Raw genomic sequence first — 15,678 nt, forward strand, 5'->3', positions numbered from 1 at the left:
CCAGTATCAGCGACGCCCCCGTGCCGCCGGGAGTAGCCGGGCGGCGTGGCTCGCTCACCGTCCGTGCGGACGCCGGGCGGGCGGCGCTCAGCGGGCGGGCGCCGGGGTCCGCTTCTCCTTGTGCTCTTCCCGGAGCCGCTGGCTGATCACCTGGGAGATGCCGTCGCCCTTCATGGTCACGCCGTACAGGGCGTCGGCGGACTCCATGGTGAGCTTCTGGTGGGTGATGACGATCAGCTGGGAGCTCTCCCGGAGCTCCTCCATGATGGCGATCAGCCTTCGCAGGTTGGTCTCGTCGAGCGCCGCCTCGACCTCGTCCATCACGTAGAAGGGGCTGGGTCGGGCCTTGAAGATGGAGACCAGCAGGGCGACGGCGGTGAGCGAGCGCTCGCCGCCGGAGAGCAGCGACAGCCGCTTGACCTTCTTGCCGGGCGGGCGGGCCTCGACCTCGACGCCGGTGGTCAGCATGGAGTCGGGGTCGGTGAGCACCAGCCGGCCCTCGCCGCCGGGGAAGAGCCTGGAGAAGACCCCTTCGAACTGGGCGGCCGTGTCCTGGAACGCGGCGCTGAAGAGCTGCTCGACGCGGGCGTCGACGTCGCGGACGATCTCCATCAGGTCGCGCCGGCTCTTCTTGAGGTCGTCGAGCTGCTCGCCGAGGAAGCGGTGCCGTTCCTCCAGGGCGGCGAACTCCTCCAGTGCCAGCGGGTTGACCTTGCCGAGCTGCTGGTAGGCGCGTTCGGCGGCCTTCAGCCGCTTCTCCTGCTCGGCCCGGTCGTAGGGGCGGGGCTCCCCGGGCTCCTGGCCCTCCTCCGGCGCGGGCGGCGGGACGGGCTTGTCGGGGCCGTAGCCGTCGATCAGTTCCTGCCCGCCGATGCCGAACTCCTCCAGCGCGCGGGCCTCCAACTGCTCGATGCGCAGCCGCTTCTCGGCCCGCAGCACCTCGTCGCGGTGGCTGCTGTCGACCAGCCGGTCGAGTTCGGCCTTGAGTTCGCGGCCGTGCTCGCGGGCGGTGCGCAGCTCGCCCTCGCGTCCGGTGCGGTCCTGCTCGACGGCGGTGCGTTCGGCGTCCGCGGCGGCGAGCGAGCCCTCGACGGCGGCGAGCAGGGCCCGGGCGCCGGCGGCGACGGCGGTGGCGACCTCGGCCTCGTGCCGGGCGCGGGCGCGGCGGTGGGCGGCGCGGGCGCGGGCCTCGCGTTCGGCGGCGGCGGCGCGGTCGAGCTGGTCGGCGCGGCCGGCGAGGGAGCGGACGCGCTCCTCGTGGGTGCGGACGGCGAGCCGGGCCTCCATCTCGGCCTGGCGGGCGGCGGTTCCGGCGGCGGCGAGGCGGTCGCGTTCGGCGGTGTCGGGCTCGTCCTCGCCGGCGGCGTCGAGCTCCTCGGCGGCCTCGAGCCGGGCGGCGAGTTCCTCGGCGGCCTCCTCGGCCTCGGCCAGGCCCTGTTCGGCGCGGTCGGCGGCGGCGGCGAGACGGTCGGCCTCGTCGGCGGCGGCTCGGGCCTGTCCGGCGGACCGACCGAGTGCGCCCGCGAGTTGGGACCGTTCCTTCTCGGCGCGGCGCCGGGCTGCTGCAAATTCATCCTGGGCGAGGGCGAGTTCGCGGCGGCTTTCGGCTGCGGTGGCCAGCTCCTCGGCCAACTGCTCGCACTGGGCGTCGAGTTCGTCGATCCGGCGGGCCGCGTCGGCGACCTGGGCCTGGGTCTCCAGCAGGCTGGGCGCACCGGCGGCACCGCCCTGGGCCCAGCCGCCGGCGAGCAAGTCACCGTCGGCGGTGACGGCGGTGAGCGCGGGGTGCCGGGCGATCAGGCCACGGGCGGCGGCGAGGTCGGCGACGACGGCGGTGCGGGCGAGCAGGGTGTCGACGGCGGGTCGCAGGCCCGCGGGGGCGTCCACCAGGTCGGCGGCCCAGCGGGCGCCACCGGGGAGGTCGGGGCGTTCGGCCGCGGGCGGCGCGGGGGCGTCGGCGATGAGCAGGGCGGCGCGGCCGGCGTCCTGCTTGCGGAGCAGCAGGAGCGCCTCGGCGGCGGTGTCCGGTCCGTCGACGGCGACGGCCTCGGCGGCGGCGCCGAGTGCGGCGGCGAGCGCGGTCTCGTGTCCGCGGTGCACGGTGAGCAGTTCGGCGGCGCCGCCGAGCACGCCGTCGGGCCGGTCGGCGGCGGTGAGCAGGGTGCCGCTGCCGTCCTTGCGGCGCAGGCCCAGGGAGAGGGCCTCGTGGCGGGCGGTCAGGCCGGCCCGTTCGCGTTCGGCGGCCGCGGCGGCGTCCCGGGCGGCGGTGAGGGTGCGCTCGGCCTGGTGCAGGTCGGCGCGGGCCTGCTCGTGGGCGCGTTCCTGGTCGTCGTCGGCGGTGGCGAGGCCGTCGGACTCCTCCTGGAGCTGCCGGTACTCCTGCTCGGCGGTCCCGGCGCGCTGCGCGGCCTCGGCGGCGGCCTCGGTGAGCCGGCCGATCTCGGCGCGGGCGGCGGCGGCCCTGGAGCGGGCCGCTGCGGCCTGGCCCTGCATCCGGGCGAGTCCCTCGCGGCGATCGGCGATGGCGCGGGCGGCGCTCTTGAGCCGGGCCTCCTCGGCGGCGAGGGAGCGTTCGAGGTCGCCACGGGACTCGACGGCCTCGGCGAGCGCGTACTGCGCCTCCTCCAGGGCCTCGGCGAGGGCGGCCTCCTCCTCCCGGATCCGGGCGGCCTCGGCGGCGAGCTCCTCGGGGTCGCGGCCGCGCCGTTCCTCGCCCTGGGCCCCGGCCTGGGCGTGCCGCACCCTGGCCTCGGCGAGGCCGATGGTGCCGCGGGTGCGCTCGACGAGCGAGGAGAGCCTGTACCAGGTCTGCCGGACGGCCTCCAGGCGCGGCCCGAGCTGTTCGACCTGCGCCTCCAGGACGGCCTCGCGCTGGACGGCGGCGGCGAGCTGCTGCTCGACGGTGGTGCGGCGCAGCCGCAGGGCGAGCTCGTCGGCGATCTCGGCCTCGACGGCGCGGCGCAGGGCGAGCAGGTCGTCGGCGAGCAGGCGCAGCCGGGCGTCGCGCAGTTCGGCCTGGATGCCGGCGGCGCGGCGGGCGATCCTGGCCTGCCGGCCGAGCGGGCCGAGCTGGCGGCGGAGTTCCGCGACGAGGTCCTGGACGCGGTTGAGGTTGCCCTGCATCGCGTCGAGCTTCCGCAGCGCCTTCTCCTTGCGCTTGCGGTGCTTGAGGACGCCGGCGGCCTCCTCGATGAAGGCGCGGCGGCCCATCGGGTCGGCCTGCAGGACGGAGTCGAGCCTGCCCTGGCCGACGATGACGTGCATCTCGCGGCCGATGCCGGAGTCGGAGAGCAGCTCCTGGATGTCGAGCAGCCGGCAGACGGTGCCGTTGAGCGCGTACTCGCTGCCGCCGTTGCGGAACATCGTCCGGGTGATGGTGACTTCGGAGTAGTCGATGGGCAGCGCGCCGTCGGTGTTGTCGATGGTGAGGCTGACCTCGGCGCGGCCGAGCGGGGCGCGGCCGCCCGCGCCGGCGAAGATGACGTCCTCCATCTTGCCGCCGCGCAGCGACTTGGCGCCCTGTTCGCCCATCACCCAGGAGAGCGCGTCGACGACGTTGGACTTGCCGGAGCCGTTCGGGCCGACCACACAGGTGATGCCGGGTTCGAAGCGCAGGGTCGTGGCCGAGGCGAACGACTTGAACCCGCGCAGCGTCAGACTCTTCAGGTGCACCCGTCCGACCTCCTCGCCAGCGTGCGGCGCTGTGCTGGCGACTGTATCCGGCCGGTGCGGGACAACGGTGTCAGGAGACGGTTTGACCGCGTTGTGGCATGGGCAGCATTGGCGCGGGGGAGGGCTCCGGAGACGACGAAGGGACGCCACGCTGGACGTCCCTTGCAGGCTGCGATCCCTTTCGGGATGCTCAGTGCACCGACGGCGTCGATCGATCGGATCGGGGAGGATCAGGTGAGCGCAGGCTCCCGGTGATCCATGTCGATGCTGGTGAGCAGCGAGTGCTCGTCGGCGACGGCGGCGAGAGCGTCGTTCTCCGTCTGGAGCCGGAGGAGTTCGGCCTCCAGATCCTGAACACGCTGCTGCAGTCGTCGCATCTCGGAGAGCATTCGCGGGTCGGGGCCGCCGACGTACCCGAGAAGCGCCTTTGCCATGATGTATGGTCCTCCACGCTGAGTGACCGAACCGTTTTGCGGTACTGGTCTAGGGGGAAGGGGTGCGCACTCCCCGTCGACCCGGAGGTGCTGGCTGGGCACTCCAGAACGGCCGCAGTGAGCTGGGCACACGACGGCACGGCCCTGCCGGGTAAACGCGGACTGGTGCGCGGGCTTCCAGCGTCTCACCAAAGACGGTACGGGTCAACACGATCACCGCACGCTACCGCGCCCCTCTCACCTGCATGGCGGAGCGATCACACCACGGGGCGGGGCGAGCCACCGGAGCCGGTGGATCACTGCTGGTGCGGAGTCAACCACGAGTCCGCCCGAATGGCAACCGGATGACAACCGGGATGACACCGACAGCCGCCGGAGGGTCTCTCCACCCCTCCGGCGGCTGCGGCGTGCTAGCGGATCGCGAATCCGTCGTACCCATCTCCGGTCGCGGTCCAGATCTCGGTGACCCCGCTGACCTGGCCCGGAGTCTCCGGGCCGCGCAGCAGGACGAGAAGTTCCTCGCAGTCGGCGTGCAGCCCTTCGGCCACGACCTGCACCCGGCCGTCGCCGAGGTTCACGGCGTACCCGGTCAGTCCGATCTCCAGGGCGCGGGCCCTGGTCCACCACCGGAAGCCGACCTCCTGGACCCGGCCGCGGACCCAGGCGGTGACCCGGACCGGCCGGACACCGTCGTGCCCCAGCGTGTGATGGCCGTAACTGTCGTGACCGTGCATGCCACGACCATAGTGCGCCCCCGGACGGCCGGTGCGAAGCGGCTTCACCGCACCCGCACGGCACCTTCGCGAGCCCCCGGAGGCCTTCGCGAGTCGCTCGAAGTGGCGAGCGATCCTCGGCGCGGCGGTTTCACCCGACCGGCCGTACGGGCACCCGGCCGCCGACCCGTGCACCCGCACGGACACCCGGCCGGCGGGGCGGTTCAGAAGCCGCCGCCGAAGTCCCCTCCCCCGCCGAAGTCGCCGCCCCCGCCGCCGCCGTCGAAGCCGCCGAAGTCGTTCTGGTCGAAGTCGGCGCCGGAGTACTCGCCGCCGTCGGGTCCGCCCTGGTAGCCGTCGGCCGCCCAGGCGCTGCCGGGCGAGGCCAGCACCGAGCCCAGCACGGTGCCCGCCACCAGGCCGGGCAGCATGCCCGAGCCGAAGTAGCCGCCGGCCCAGGGGCTGTAGGCGGGCCCGGCGTTCCAGTAGGGCTCGCGGCCGTGCTCGGTCGGCACGGTGCGGACGTCCGGGTCCAGGCCGGCGCGGAGCCTGGCGCCGTCCTGCGCGCAGACCGGGACGCTGCGCGGCGACCCGCCGGCCGGCGCCCAGTCGGCGTCCTCCACGGACGGCCCGTGCCGCGGGTCGAAGAAGCAGGGCGGACGCCGCTCGGGCAGCGGCCGCTTCTCCCGCCGGGCCTCCAGCACGGCCAGCGAGAACCGGCCGTCCTCCAGGGCCTCGGTGACCGGGCGGACGTCCGCCGGCCCGGCGGCCGCGTCCATCCGCTGCTTGGCCTGCTCGTACGCGTCCAGGGCCCGGGTGTAGTCGGCGCGCTGCTCGTCGTCGGCGTCCACCGCCCGTGGGTCGAAGTCCAGCCGGTCGAGTTCCTCGCCGAAGGCGGTGATGTCCTCGTCGACGACGGTCCGCAGCTGGGCGAGCTCGGCCCGGCGCTGCTCGTCCTTGCGCCGCTTGGCCCGCCGGAAGAGCAGGAAGACACCGGTGCCGGCCAGCGCCAGCACGACGAGCGGCACGACGATCGCGGCGGTGCTCACCCCGCCGGAGGCGACGCCGTGGCCGCGGGTCTGCGGGGCCGCCTGGTCGACGAAGTCGTTCAGGGCGGCGTTGATGTCGTTCGGGTGGTCGCGGAAGGCGGCGCCGGCGATCCGGTCGGCGGAGGCCGGGGGCAGTGCCTGCCGGTCCGAGAACGCCTTGAACTGCTCGCCGCGCCAGATCGCGTACACCCCGACGATGCCGACCTCGGTGCGCAGGTCCCGGGCGACGGTGGCCGCGGGGTACTGGTCGGTCGCCGGGACGACCGCGACGAAGATCGGCTTGTCGGTGTCGGCGATCTTCCGGGTGAGGTCGGCGGCCTGGGCCTGCGAGAAGCGGCCGGTCATCGACGGGTCGACGTAGACCTCGCCCTGCTTGAGGGCGGCCGCGGCGTCGGGGACGCCCGCCGCGGCGGCGGCCGGAGCGAGGAGCAGCAGCACACCGGTCAACAGCGCGGTGAGCGCGACCGCCGGGCGGTGCAGGAGGGTTCTCATACCTCCGACGCTACCGCTCGGGCGGAGCGCACCCCTCCTGTGGTCGCACGGCGGCCGGCCGGGTCTGCTTCCCCGGTCGGATCCCTCCCCCGCCGACCGGCCGGAACACCCGGCCGTGGGACCGAAGGGACCCGCGGACCCGGCATAGTGGTGCCTGCCAGTCCGCCCATGATCGGAGCCCCAGTGTTCATCGGTCTCGTCACCGCCGTCGCGGCCTCCGCGTGCTACGGCACCGGCTCCGTCCTGCAGGCGCTCGGCGCCCGCCGCTCGGCGCGCGAGGAGGCGGCCCGGTCCGAGGGCGGGGTGGCGCTGACCGAGCACGGCGGGCCGAGCCTCTCCTCGACCGCGAAGGCCGCCGTGACCTGGGAGTTCATCCTCGGCACGGTGCTGGACTTCATCGGCTTCGGACTCGGTGCGCTGGCCGCCCGGCTGCTGCCGCTGTTCCTGTCGCAGACGATCATCAGCGCCAACCTGGTGATCACCGCGCTGCTCAGCGTCAAGCTGCTGGGGCTGCGGCTGAAGCAGCTGGAGTGGGTGTCGATCGGCGTGCTCTGCGGGGCCCTGGTGATGCTCGCGGTGGCGGCCGGGCCGGAGGGCGGCCACGTGGTGGACCGCGCGGTGCACTGGTGGCTGCTGGCGGTGACGGTGGCGCTGATCGCCGGCGGCAGCCTGCTGGTGCGCCGGCTGGGCCGCAGCGGGGCGATCGTGGCGGGTCTGCTGTCCGGCCTCGGGTTCGGCGCGCTCGGCATCGGCGTGCGGATCCTGGACGGCGTCGACCCCTTCGACCTGGTGGCGCTGGTCTCGGACCCGGCGCTGTACACCATCCTGGTCGGCGGCCTCGGCGGGATGTACCTGCACACGGTCGCGCTGCAGGTCGGCTCGGTGAACGGGGCGACCGCCGCGCTGGTGGTCGGCGAGACGGTGGTGCCGGGCGCGGTCGGCGTGATCTGGCTGGGCGACTCCTCGCGCGACGGCCTGGGCTGGATGGCCGCGATCGGCTTCGTCCTGGCCGTGGTCAGCGCGGTCGGCGTCGCCTGGTTCGGCGAGGACGAGGGCGCCCTCCACGGCGTCGAACCCCAGCAGCCCCAGCTCGCCGAACACTGAGCATCGAGGGCAACCGGCTCAGGGACGGGTGGCGGCGCCTTCCGCCCCTGAGGGGACTGCCCTCACCCGCGCCCGAGGTGCTGCCCTCCGCCCGAAGGGAACTACCGCTGCCGGGGCACCGGCTGGCAGCGGGGGCAGTAGTAGCTGGAGCGGTTCATCCACGCGGCGCGGCGGATCGGGGTGCCGCAGCGGTGGCAGGGTGCGCCCTCGCGCCCGTACGCGTCGAGGTCGCGGGCGAAGTAGCCGCTCTCGCCGTTCACGTTGACGTAGAGGCTGTCGAAGGTGGTGCCGCCGACGGCGAGTGCCGCGTTCATCACGTCCCGGGCGTGGCCGAGGAGTTCGGCGGCGCGGGGGCGGGTGATGCCGGCGGTGGGCCGGTCGTAGTGGAGTCTGGCGCGCCAGAGCGACTCGTCGGCGTAGATGTTGCCGACGCCGCTGATCAGGGTCTGGTCGAGCAGGGCGCGCTTGACGGTCGTCCGCCGGGCCCGCAGCGCGGTGACGAACGCGCCGTCGTCGAAGCGTTCGTCGAGCGGGTCGCGGGCGATGTGGGCGAGCGAGACGGGGGTGGCCTCGGGGTCGCCGTCCTCGGCCTCCTCGACGGCGAGGCCGCCGAAGGTCCGCTGGTCGACGAAGCGCAGTTCGCGGCCGCCGTCGGTGAAGCGGAAGCGCACCCGCAGGTGGGTCTCGTCGGGGGTGGACGGGTCCTGGACGAGCAGCTGGCCGCTCATGCCGAGGTGGCCGACCATCGAGTGGCCGGTGCCCGGGAGCGGGATCCAGAGGTACTTGCCGCGGCGGTGGGCCGTGCCGAAGGTGGTGCCGGCGAGGCGGGCGGCGAAGTCCTCGCCGCCCGCGGTGTGCCGGCGCACCGACCGCGGGTGGAGGACCTGCACCTCGGCGACCGTGCGGCCGGCCGTCCAGCGGGCGAGGCCGCGCCGGACGACCTCGACCTCGGGGAGCTCGGGCATGCGGGCCGCCTCAGCCGGTGGAGTCGGGCTTGCTCTCGGCGTACTTGGCCTTGATGGCCCGCCAGGCGCTCTCGGCGGCCTTCTGTTCGGCCTCCTTCTTCGAGCGGCCGGTGCCGTGCCCGAAGTCCTGGCCGGCGACGCGGGCTGCGGCGTCGAAGGTCTTCTCGTGGTCGGGGCCGGACTCGGCCACCACGTACTCCGGCACGCCGATGCCGACGGCGGCGGTGAGCTCCTGGAGGCTGGTCTTCCAGTCCAGGCCGGCGCCGAGCTGCGAGGACTCCTCGATCAGCGGGTCGAACAGCCGGTGGACGAACTCGGTCGCGGCGTCCAGGCCGCGGTCGAGGTAGACGGCGCCGATCACGGCCTCGACGGTGTCGGCGAGGATCGACGACTTGTCGCGGCCGCCGGTGCCCTCCTCGCCCTTGCCGAGGCGGATGAAGGTTCCGAGGTCCAGGCCGCGGCCGACCTCGGCGAGCGCGCGGGAGTTGACCACCGCGGCGCGGAGTTTGGCGAGCGTGCCCTCGGCGACCTCCGGGTGGAGGCGGTAGAGGGTGTCGGTCACCACCAGGCCCAGCACCGAGTCGCCGAGGAACTCCAGGCGCTCATTGGTGGGCAGCCCGCCGTTCTCGTACGCGTACGAGCGGTGGGTGAGGGCGCGTACCAGAAGGGCGCGCTCGAGCTCGTACCCGAGGCGCCCTTCCAGGACGTCGTATTCGGTCGAGGCCGGACCGCCGCCCTTGCCCCCGTTCGAAGGGCCCGGCTTGCGGGAGGAGTTGCCGTCCGACATCGATCCGTGCACCCCGCCGATCAGACCGAGAGGACCTGGCGACGGTTGTACGTGCCGCAGCTCGGGCACGCGATGTGGCCGAGCTTCGGCTCGTGGCAGCGGTCGCACGCCACGAGGGCCGGAACGACGGCCTTCCAGTTGGAACGGCGGTGGCGCGTGTTGCTGCGCGACATCTTCCGCTTCGGAACAGCCACGGCTACTTCTCCTGGTTCTCGGCGAGACCCTCACGGGTGTCGCTGTTCTTGTTCTCGTCACCCTCGTCGCCGGGGGCGGCGGAGAGTCCCTGCAGAGCCGCCCACCGGGGGTCGACGGCGTCGTGGTGGTGGTCAGGGTCGTCGCTCAGGCGTGCCCCGCACTCGGGGCAGAGGCCCAGGCAGTCGTCCTGGCACACCGGCTGCAGCGGCAGTGCGAGCACCACCGCGTCACGCAGCACCGGCTGGAGGTCGAAGAAGTCGCCCTCAAGTCGGTAAGTCTCGTCCTCCGAGTCCTCGTCGAGGTTCTCGGCCCCGGCCGTCCGGGCGCGGTGGCGCTCGTCGGACTCCGGGTAGTAGTAGAGCTCCTGGAAGGAGACCTCCAGGTCCTCCTCCATCGGCTCCAGGCAGCGCACGCACTCGCCCTCGACGTGCGTCTCGGCGGTGCCGGTGACCAGCACGCCCTCGACGACCGACTCCAGGCGGAGCTCCAGGGAGATCCCGTCCTTCTCCGGCACCCCGATGACGTCCGCGATGCCCAGGCCCGCGGGGGCCTCCAGGGTCCGCGACACGGTGCGCATCGAGCCGGGGCGACGACCGAGCTCGTGCGTGTCGAACACGAGGGGGTCGCGGTGGTCGAGGCGGTTCAAGGTGTCCTGACTTCCTGGGGGGCGGTGCGCATCCCTGCGTTCCGCGGATCCTTCTTCGGGGGTGTGCGTGACCGGTGTGCGGGCACGCGACGGGGCCGGTGCGAACAGGCCGGAGTGGTCAGACTACCGGAGACTCGGGCCAGGCCCAAAGTCGGTGCCCGACCCGCCTCCGGTCAGCGGCCGCCGAGCTCCCGCAGCCGACTCATGTCGATCATGCTGGTGTCGAAGAAGCTCGTCTCGTCCAGCCCGGCCTGCTGCTCGTGCGGCAGCTGGGCCTGCGGCTGCTGCTCCTGGTAGCCGTACTGGCCGTACGGGTCCGCCTGGTAGCCCTGCTGCTGGTAGTAGCCGTCCGCCATGCCGTCCTGGCCCTGGTAGGCCACGGCGGGCTGCTGGTAGCCGTACTGGTTGCCGTACGGGTCGACCTGGCCGCCCGTGGCGGGGTCGTAGCCACCGCCGTAGACGTCGGCGTACTGCGGGGCGCCCTGCGCGGCGTACGGGTCCTCGCCCGGCGCCTGCCAGCCGGCCGCGGCGGGCGTCTGGTCCGGCCAGGCCTGCTGCTGCGGCACCTCCTCGCGGTACCAGGGCTGCTCCTCGCCCTCGGGGGCGAAGCCAGCGGCGACCGCCTCGGCGCGGTCCTTGAGCTGCTGGGCCTCGTCGGCGGCGGCGAGGTAGGCGCCGAGCTCGTCGATCGGGGCCTTGCCGAGCAGCTTGTCGCGGCCCTTGCCGACCGCCTCCAGGGTGGCGCCGAGCACCGCCTCCAGGGTCGCGAGCTTGGCGTCGACGTACTCGTCGGCCTCCGGGCTCGGGCTGACCCGCGGCTCGAACTCCTCGCCGTCCTCACCGAGCTCGGCCTCGGGCTCGTAGACGCCCGCGCCGCGCAGCTTCTGCCGACCGCGGCCGACCGCGCCGAGCGTCTTGGTGAGCACCACCTCGAAGTTGGCGAGCTTGGAGTCGACGTAGTCGTCGGCCTCGGCGCGCTTGGCCTCCACCTCGGCCCGGGCCTCGGCGAGGATGCGGTCCGCCTCGGCCTGGGCGCGCAGCACGACCTCGGTGTCGGAGATCAGCGAGCCGCGCTCGTCGTGCGCACCCCGGATGATCTGGTCGGCCTGGGCCTGCGCGTCCGCCACCATCTGCTGGTGGTCGGCGACCACCGACTGGGCCTGGGCGAGCTCGGCGGGCATCGCGGCCTTCAGGTCGCGGAGCATGCCGACCAGCTCGGCCCGGTTGACCACGCACGACGCCGACATCGGCATGGCGCGGGCGTTCTCCACCGACGCGACGATCTCGTCCAGTTGCTGCTGCACGTCCACGGGCGCTTCTGTCTTTCCGTGTGCCGCCACAGGTGCTGGCGGAGGCAGGGCCCGTGGCACAACGACGCCGCGGGGCGGGAGTAGAGACTGTACGGCCACAGGGGGCGCGGCTCACAACATCCGGCGCGGCCGGGCCGTGCGGGCGGGCCGCACGGCGTGACGCTTCGCCAGGAATGTCCGTTTCAGCCCTGGCGCTCGGCGATCCGCTCGACCAGTCGGCCGTGCACCACCGCGGGCAGCAGGTGCGAGACGTCGCCGCCGAGCGAGGCCACCTCCTTGACCAGCGTGGAGGAGAGGAAGCTGTACGTCGGCGAGGTCGGCACGAAGAGCGTCTCGACACCGGTGAGCCCGTGGTTCATCTGGGCCATCTGCAGCTCGTAGTCGAAGTCGCTGACCGCGCGCAGGCCCTTGATGATGGCCGGGATGCCGCGGTCCCGGCAGAAGTCGACCAGCAGGCCGTTGTGCGACTCGACCGTGACGTTGCCGAGCTTGGCGGTGGTCTCCTCGATGAGCCCGATGCGCTCCTCGATGGTGAACATGCCCTGCTTGTTCTTGTTGATCAGGACGGCGACATGGACCACGTCGTAGAGCCGGGAGGCCCGCTCGATGATGTCGAGGTGTCCGTTGGTGATGGGGTCGAAGGACCCCGGACAGACGGCGCGGCGCATGTCGTGTGCTCCCTTGTGGGGTAACCGGTGCTACGAGTGTCGATCGGCCTCGTCGGCGGCGCGACCGTACCAGAGGGTGCCCTCGCCGTACCTGCGCGAGCGCAGCGCTTCGAAGCCCTCCGGCCAGCCGAACCCACCACCGCGGGTGCTGCGTTCCACGGTGACCAGAACGTCCTCCGCGATCCAGCCCCCGGCACGGAGTGTGATCAGCATCTCCCGGACCTCGTCGTCCGTCACCGCGTAGGGCGGGTCCAGGAACACCAGGTCGTACGGGACGGCCGGGGCCGGCCCGGCGATCACCCGCTCGGCCCTGTCGGCGCGCACCTCGGCGCCCGGCAGGCCCAGGGAGCGCACGTTCTCCCTGATCACCCGGGCCGCGCTCGTGTCGGACTCCACCAGCAGCACGTGCTCCGCGCCGCGGGACAGCGCCTCCAGGCCGACCGCCCCCGACCCGCCGAACAGGTCGAGCATCCGCGCCCCGTGCACGGTGCCGCGCAGCGCCTCCAGTGTGGAGAACATCGCCTCCCGCGCCTTGTCCGAGGTGGGGCGGGTGTTCCGGCCGGGCGGTACGGCCAGCCGGCGGCCGCCGGCGGTGCCGGCGATGACGCGGGTCATGGGGTGCGCGGTCCTCTCGTGCCTGTCGCTGCGGTCGCCCGCCGGCGGGCCGGCGGGGCTCCCCCATTCAAGCGCGCCGCGCCGCCCCGTGCGTCACGCGGCCCGCTCGGCCCCGCGTCGGCCCGCTCCGTCACGCGTCGATCGGCCCCGCGTCGATCGGCCCCCGCATCACTCGGCGGGCGCTGCCGGGCCCGGCAGCGCGGGCGCGGCGAACCGCGGCAGGGAGAGGCAGCCGCCCGGCGGGCAGTGCTCCGGGCGGCGCGGGTCGTGGCCGAGCTCGCGGAGCCTGGTCCGGACGGAGTCCGGCGTCAGGCCGTAGCGGGCGGCGATCCGGGCGATCGTCTCGCCGTCGTGGAAGCGGCGGACCAGCCCCTCCTCGTTCCGCGGCACCCGTGCGGCGCCGTGGCCCGGGCGGAGCTCGCGGAGCACGTCGCGGCCGGGGATCGGCGCAGCGGTGTCCGCGACCGTCGCCAGGGCCCGGTCGAGCGCGACGCGCAGGCCGGCGAGGTCCTCCACCGGGAGCCGGAGCCGGCCGGAGGCGACCGGGACGGCGGGCGCGCCCTCGCGCCGGCCGGCCAGTGTGAGGGTGACCTCGCGGTCGTCCTCGCTCGCCAGCTCGATCCGGAAGACCTTGTCGCCGAACGGAAGCTCGTCGATATGACGGAATGCCATGGAGAACCCCCCGGGTGTCGCGCCGGGCGAGCAGGTTGGGAGTGTGCCCGAACAGCCCCATCCTCCCTCCGGGCACTGACAGTCCGGGGGCCGCGCGGTCCGGGGGGCCGCGGCGGGGCGTGCCGAAGGGGCGCGGACCCGTCAGCCCTTCTCGAGGTACTCGGCGCGGTCCTCGTCGAGGAGGCTCTCCAGGGCGGTCCGCAGGTCCGGGTGGGCGGAGAGGTCCGGGTCGGCGGTGACCAGGCGGGTGGCCTCCTCGCGGGCGGTCGCGATGATCTCCTCGTCCGCGAGGACGCTGAGCACCTTCAGCGAGGACTTCACACCCGACTGCGCCTGCCCGAGCACGTCGCCCTCGCGGCGCTGCTCCAGGTCGATCCGGGACAGCTCGAAGCCGTCCAGCGTGCCGGCGACGGCGTCGAGCCGGGCCCGGGCCGCACTGGCCGCCGGCATGTCGGTGACCAGCAGGCACAGGCCGGCCGCGCTGCCGCGCCCGACCCGGCCGCGCAGCTGGTGCAGCTGCGAGACGCCGAAGCGGTCGGCGTCCATGATGACCATGACGGTGGAGTTGGGGACGTTGACGCCGACCTCGATCACGGTGGTGGCGACGAGCACGTCCACCTGCCCGGCCGCGAACCGCTTCATGACGTCGTCCTTGGCGTCCGGGGCCAGCCGGCCGTGCAGGATCTCGATCCGCAGGCCGGCGAGCGGCCCCTTGGCGAGCATCTCGGCCGTCTCGACGACGGAGAGCGGCGGCCGGCGGTCGTCGCCCGCCGCACCGACGTCCTCCAGGTCCTCGTCCGCGGACTTCCGCTTCTTCCGCGGTTCCTCGGGCTCGTCGCCGATCCGCGGGCAGACCACGTACGCCTGGTGGCCCTTGCCGACCTCCTCGCGGACCCGCTCCCAGGTACGGGCGAGGAAGTTGGGCTTCTCGACGGCCGGCACGACATGGCTGGAGATCGGCGAGCGGCCGGCCGGCAGCTGGTCGAGGACGGAGGTCTCCAGGTCGCCGAAGACCGTCATGGCGACGGTGCGCGGGATCGGGGTGGCCGTCATGACGAGCAGGTGCGGCGGACGCTCGCCCTTGGCGCGGAGCGCGTCCCGCTGCTCGACGCCGAAGCGGTGCTGCTCGTCGACGACGACCAGGCCGAGGTCCTGGAACTGCACCTTGTCCTCGATCAGGGCGTGCGTGCCGACGGTGATCCCGGCGTCGCCGCAGGCCATGTCGAGCATCGCCTGGCGGCGGGCCGGCACGCCCATGGAGCCGGTGAGCAGGACGACCTTGGTGCCGAGGTCGGACCCACCGAGCATGCCGCCCTCGGCGAGGTCGCCCATCATCTCCACGACGGAACGGTGGTGCTGCTGGGCGAGCACCTCGGTGGGCGCGAGCATCACGGCCTGGCCGCCCGCGTCGACCACGCCGAGCATGGCGCGCAGCGCGACCAGGGTCTTGCCGGAACCGACCTCGCCCTGCAGCAGCCGGTGCATCGGGTGCTCGCTCGCGAGGTCGTCGAAGATCTCGGCGCAGACCTTCTGCTGGCCGTCCGTCAGCCGGAAGGGCAGCCGGGCGTCGAAGGCGTCGAGCAGCCCGTCGGCGCGGCGGTGCCGGGCGGTGGCGGGCAGCGCGGAGTCGGCGGCGCGGCGCTGGGCGAGGGCGACCTGGAGGACGAAGGCCTCGTCCCAGCGCAGCCGGTCCTGGGCGCGTTCGCGGTCGGCCTGGGTGCGCGGGCGGTGGACGAGTTCGAGGGCCTCGGACAGCGAGATCAGCCCGTGGGCGGCGCGCAGTTCGGCGGGCAGCGGTTCGCCGACCTCGGCCAGGTGCGTGTCCAGGGCGACCTCGACGCACTTGACCAGCTTCCAGCTGGGCATCTGGGCACTGGCCGGGTAGACCGGGATGAGCCGGCCGGCGAAGGCCCTGGCCGTGCCGGAGTCGGCGTCCTCGTCGAGCAGTTGGTAGTCCGGCGAGGCGAGCTGGCGGGTGCGGTTGAACAGGCCGACCTTGCCGGCGAACAGGCCCTGGGCGCCGGTGCGGAGGTCCTTCTGCCGCCAGCCCTGGTTGAAGAAGACCAGGGTGAGCCGGCTGCGCCCGTCGGTCACGATCACCTCCAGCCGGTCGCCCTTGCGGCCGCGGAACGGGATCAGGGTGACCTTCTCGATCCGGGCGAGGACGGTGACGTGCTCGTCGACCTCCAGCTCGTCGAGGCTGGTGAGCTGGCCGCGCTCGACGTACCGGCGCGGGTAGTGGTGCAGCAGGTCGCCGACCGTGCGCAGCTTGAGGGAGTCGGCGAGGACCTTGGCGGTGCGGTCGCCGACCAGCTTGGTCAGTGGTTCATCGAGAGCGCCCATCACGCCCTATTGG

Annotated in this window: 14 protein-coding genes; 1 reads left to right on the top strand and 13 read right to left on the bottom strand. The window is 73.8% G+C overall.

The window, feature by feature from the left end; genetic code table 11:
• Positions 1-87 precede the first annotated feature (87 nt).
• From smc to AB0P35_RS23900, 4 genes are all read right to left on the bottom strand, one after another.
• Positions 88-3,672, bottom strand: coding sequence for a chromosome segregation protein SMC (smc, locus tag AB0P35_RS23885; protein WP_363513921.1), 3,585 nt, complete (start codon positions 3,670-3,672; stop codon positions 88-90).
• A 230-nt stretch (positions 3,673-3,902) separates the two neighbouring features.
• Positions 3,903-4,106 (bottom strand): hypothetical protein, encoded by a 204-nt coding sequence (locus AB0P35_RS23890; RefSeq protein ID WP_095873024.1) that lies wholly within the window; start codon positions 4,104-4,106, stop codon positions 3,903-3,905.
• A 410-nt stretch (positions 4,107-4,516) separates the two neighbouring features.
• The gene (locus AB0P35_RS23895) at positions 4,517-4,840 is read right to left on the bottom strand and encodes an acylphosphatase (RefSeq protein ID WP_095873025.1); all 324 of its coding nucleotides are present in this window, start codon (positions 4,838-4,840) and stop codon (positions 4,517-4,519) included.
• Between the two features lie 203 nt (positions 4,841-5,043).
• Entirely contained in the window at positions 5,044-6,360 is a 1,317-nt protein-coding gene (locus AB0P35_RS23900; RefSeq protein ID WP_363513925.1) for a transmembrane domain-containing protein, read from the bottom strand.
• A gap of 183 nt (positions 6,361-6,543) precedes the next feature.
• Here AB0P35_RS23900 and AB0P35_RS23905 point away from each other — a divergent pair, with 183 nt between their 5' ends.
• Entirely contained in the window at positions 6,544-7,464 is a 921-nt protein-coding gene (locus AB0P35_RS23905) for a hypothetical protein (RefSeq protein WP_095873027.1), read from the top strand.
• 101 nt (positions 7,465-7,565) lie between these two features.
• Here AB0P35_RS23905 and mutM read toward each other — a convergent pair whose 3' ends face one another.
• The 9 genes from mutM to recG form a co-directional block, all read right to left on the bottom strand.
• On the bottom strand, positions 7,566-8,429 hold the full coding sequence (mutM, locus tag AB0P35_RS23910; RefSeq protein WP_363513928.1) for a bifunctional DNA-formamidopyrimidine glycosylase/DNA-(apurinic or apyrimidinic site) lyase: 864 nt from the start codon (positions 8,427-8,429) through the stop codon (positions 7,566-7,568).
• Positions 8,430-8,439: 10 nt separating this feature from the next.
• Positions 8,440-9,216 carry a ribonuclease III gene (gene rnc / locus AB0P35_RS23915; protein ID WP_095873029.1) on the bottom strand — a complete coding sequence of 259 codons (777 nt, stop codon included), beginning with the start codon at positions 9,214-9,216 and terminating at the stop codon, positions 8,440-8,442.
• Positions 9,217-9,236: 20 nt separating this feature from the next.
• A complete protein-coding gene (gene rpmF, locus AB0P35_RS23920; protein WP_030056747.1) occupies positions 9,237-9,410 on the bottom strand; it encodes a 50S ribosomal protein L32 in 174 nt (57 codons plus the stop codon).
• 2 nt (positions 9,411-9,412) lie between these two features.
• On the bottom strand, positions 9,413-10,057 hold the full coding sequence (locus tag AB0P35_RS23925) for a DUF177 domain-containing protein (protein ID WP_095873030.1): 645 nt from the start codon (positions 10,055-10,057) through the stop codon (positions 9,413-9,415).
• Between the two features lie 173 nt (positions 10,058-10,230).
• On the bottom strand, positions 10,231-11,367 hold the full coding sequence (locus AB0P35_RS23930) for a cell division initiation protein (RefSeq protein WP_363513931.1): 1,137 nt from the start codon (positions 11,365-11,367) through the stop codon (positions 10,231-10,233).
• 182 nt (positions 11,368-11,549) lie between these two features.
• Positions 11,550-12,035, bottom strand: a complete 486-nt coding sequence (coaD, locus tag AB0P35_RS23935; RefSeq protein ID WP_095873032.1) for a pantetheine-phosphate adenylyltransferase — start codon at positions 12,033-12,035, stop codon at positions 11,550-11,552.
• A 30-nt stretch (positions 12,036-12,065) separates the two neighbouring features.
• A complete protein-coding gene (rsmD, locus tag AB0P35_RS23940; protein ID WP_363513935.1) occupies positions 12,066-12,650 on the bottom strand; it encodes a 16S rRNA (guanine(966)-N(2))-methyltransferase RsmD in 585 nt (194 codons plus the stop codon).
• 168 nt (positions 12,651-12,818) lie between these two features.
• Positions 12,819-13,322 carry a hypothetical protein gene (locus tag AB0P35_RS23945; RefSeq protein WP_363513938.1) on the bottom strand — a complete coding sequence of 168 codons (504 nt, stop codon included), beginning with the start codon at positions 13,320-13,322 and terminating at the stop codon, positions 12,819-12,821.
• Between the two features lie 141 nt (positions 13,323-13,463).
• Positions 13,464-15,665: an ATP-dependent DNA helicase RecG gene (gene recG / locus AB0P35_RS23950; RefSeq protein ID WP_363513941.1), complete on the bottom strand. Its 2,202-nt coding sequence runs from the start codon at positions 15,663-15,665 to the stop codon at positions 13,464-13,466.
• Positions 15,666-15,678 lie beyond the last annotated feature (13 nt).

It is taken from the genome of Kitasatospora sp. NPDC085879 (assembly GCF_040686255.1).
Taxonomy (GTDB): domain Bacteria; phylum Actinomycetota; class Actinomycetes; order Streptomycetales; family Streptomycetaceae; genus Kitasatospora.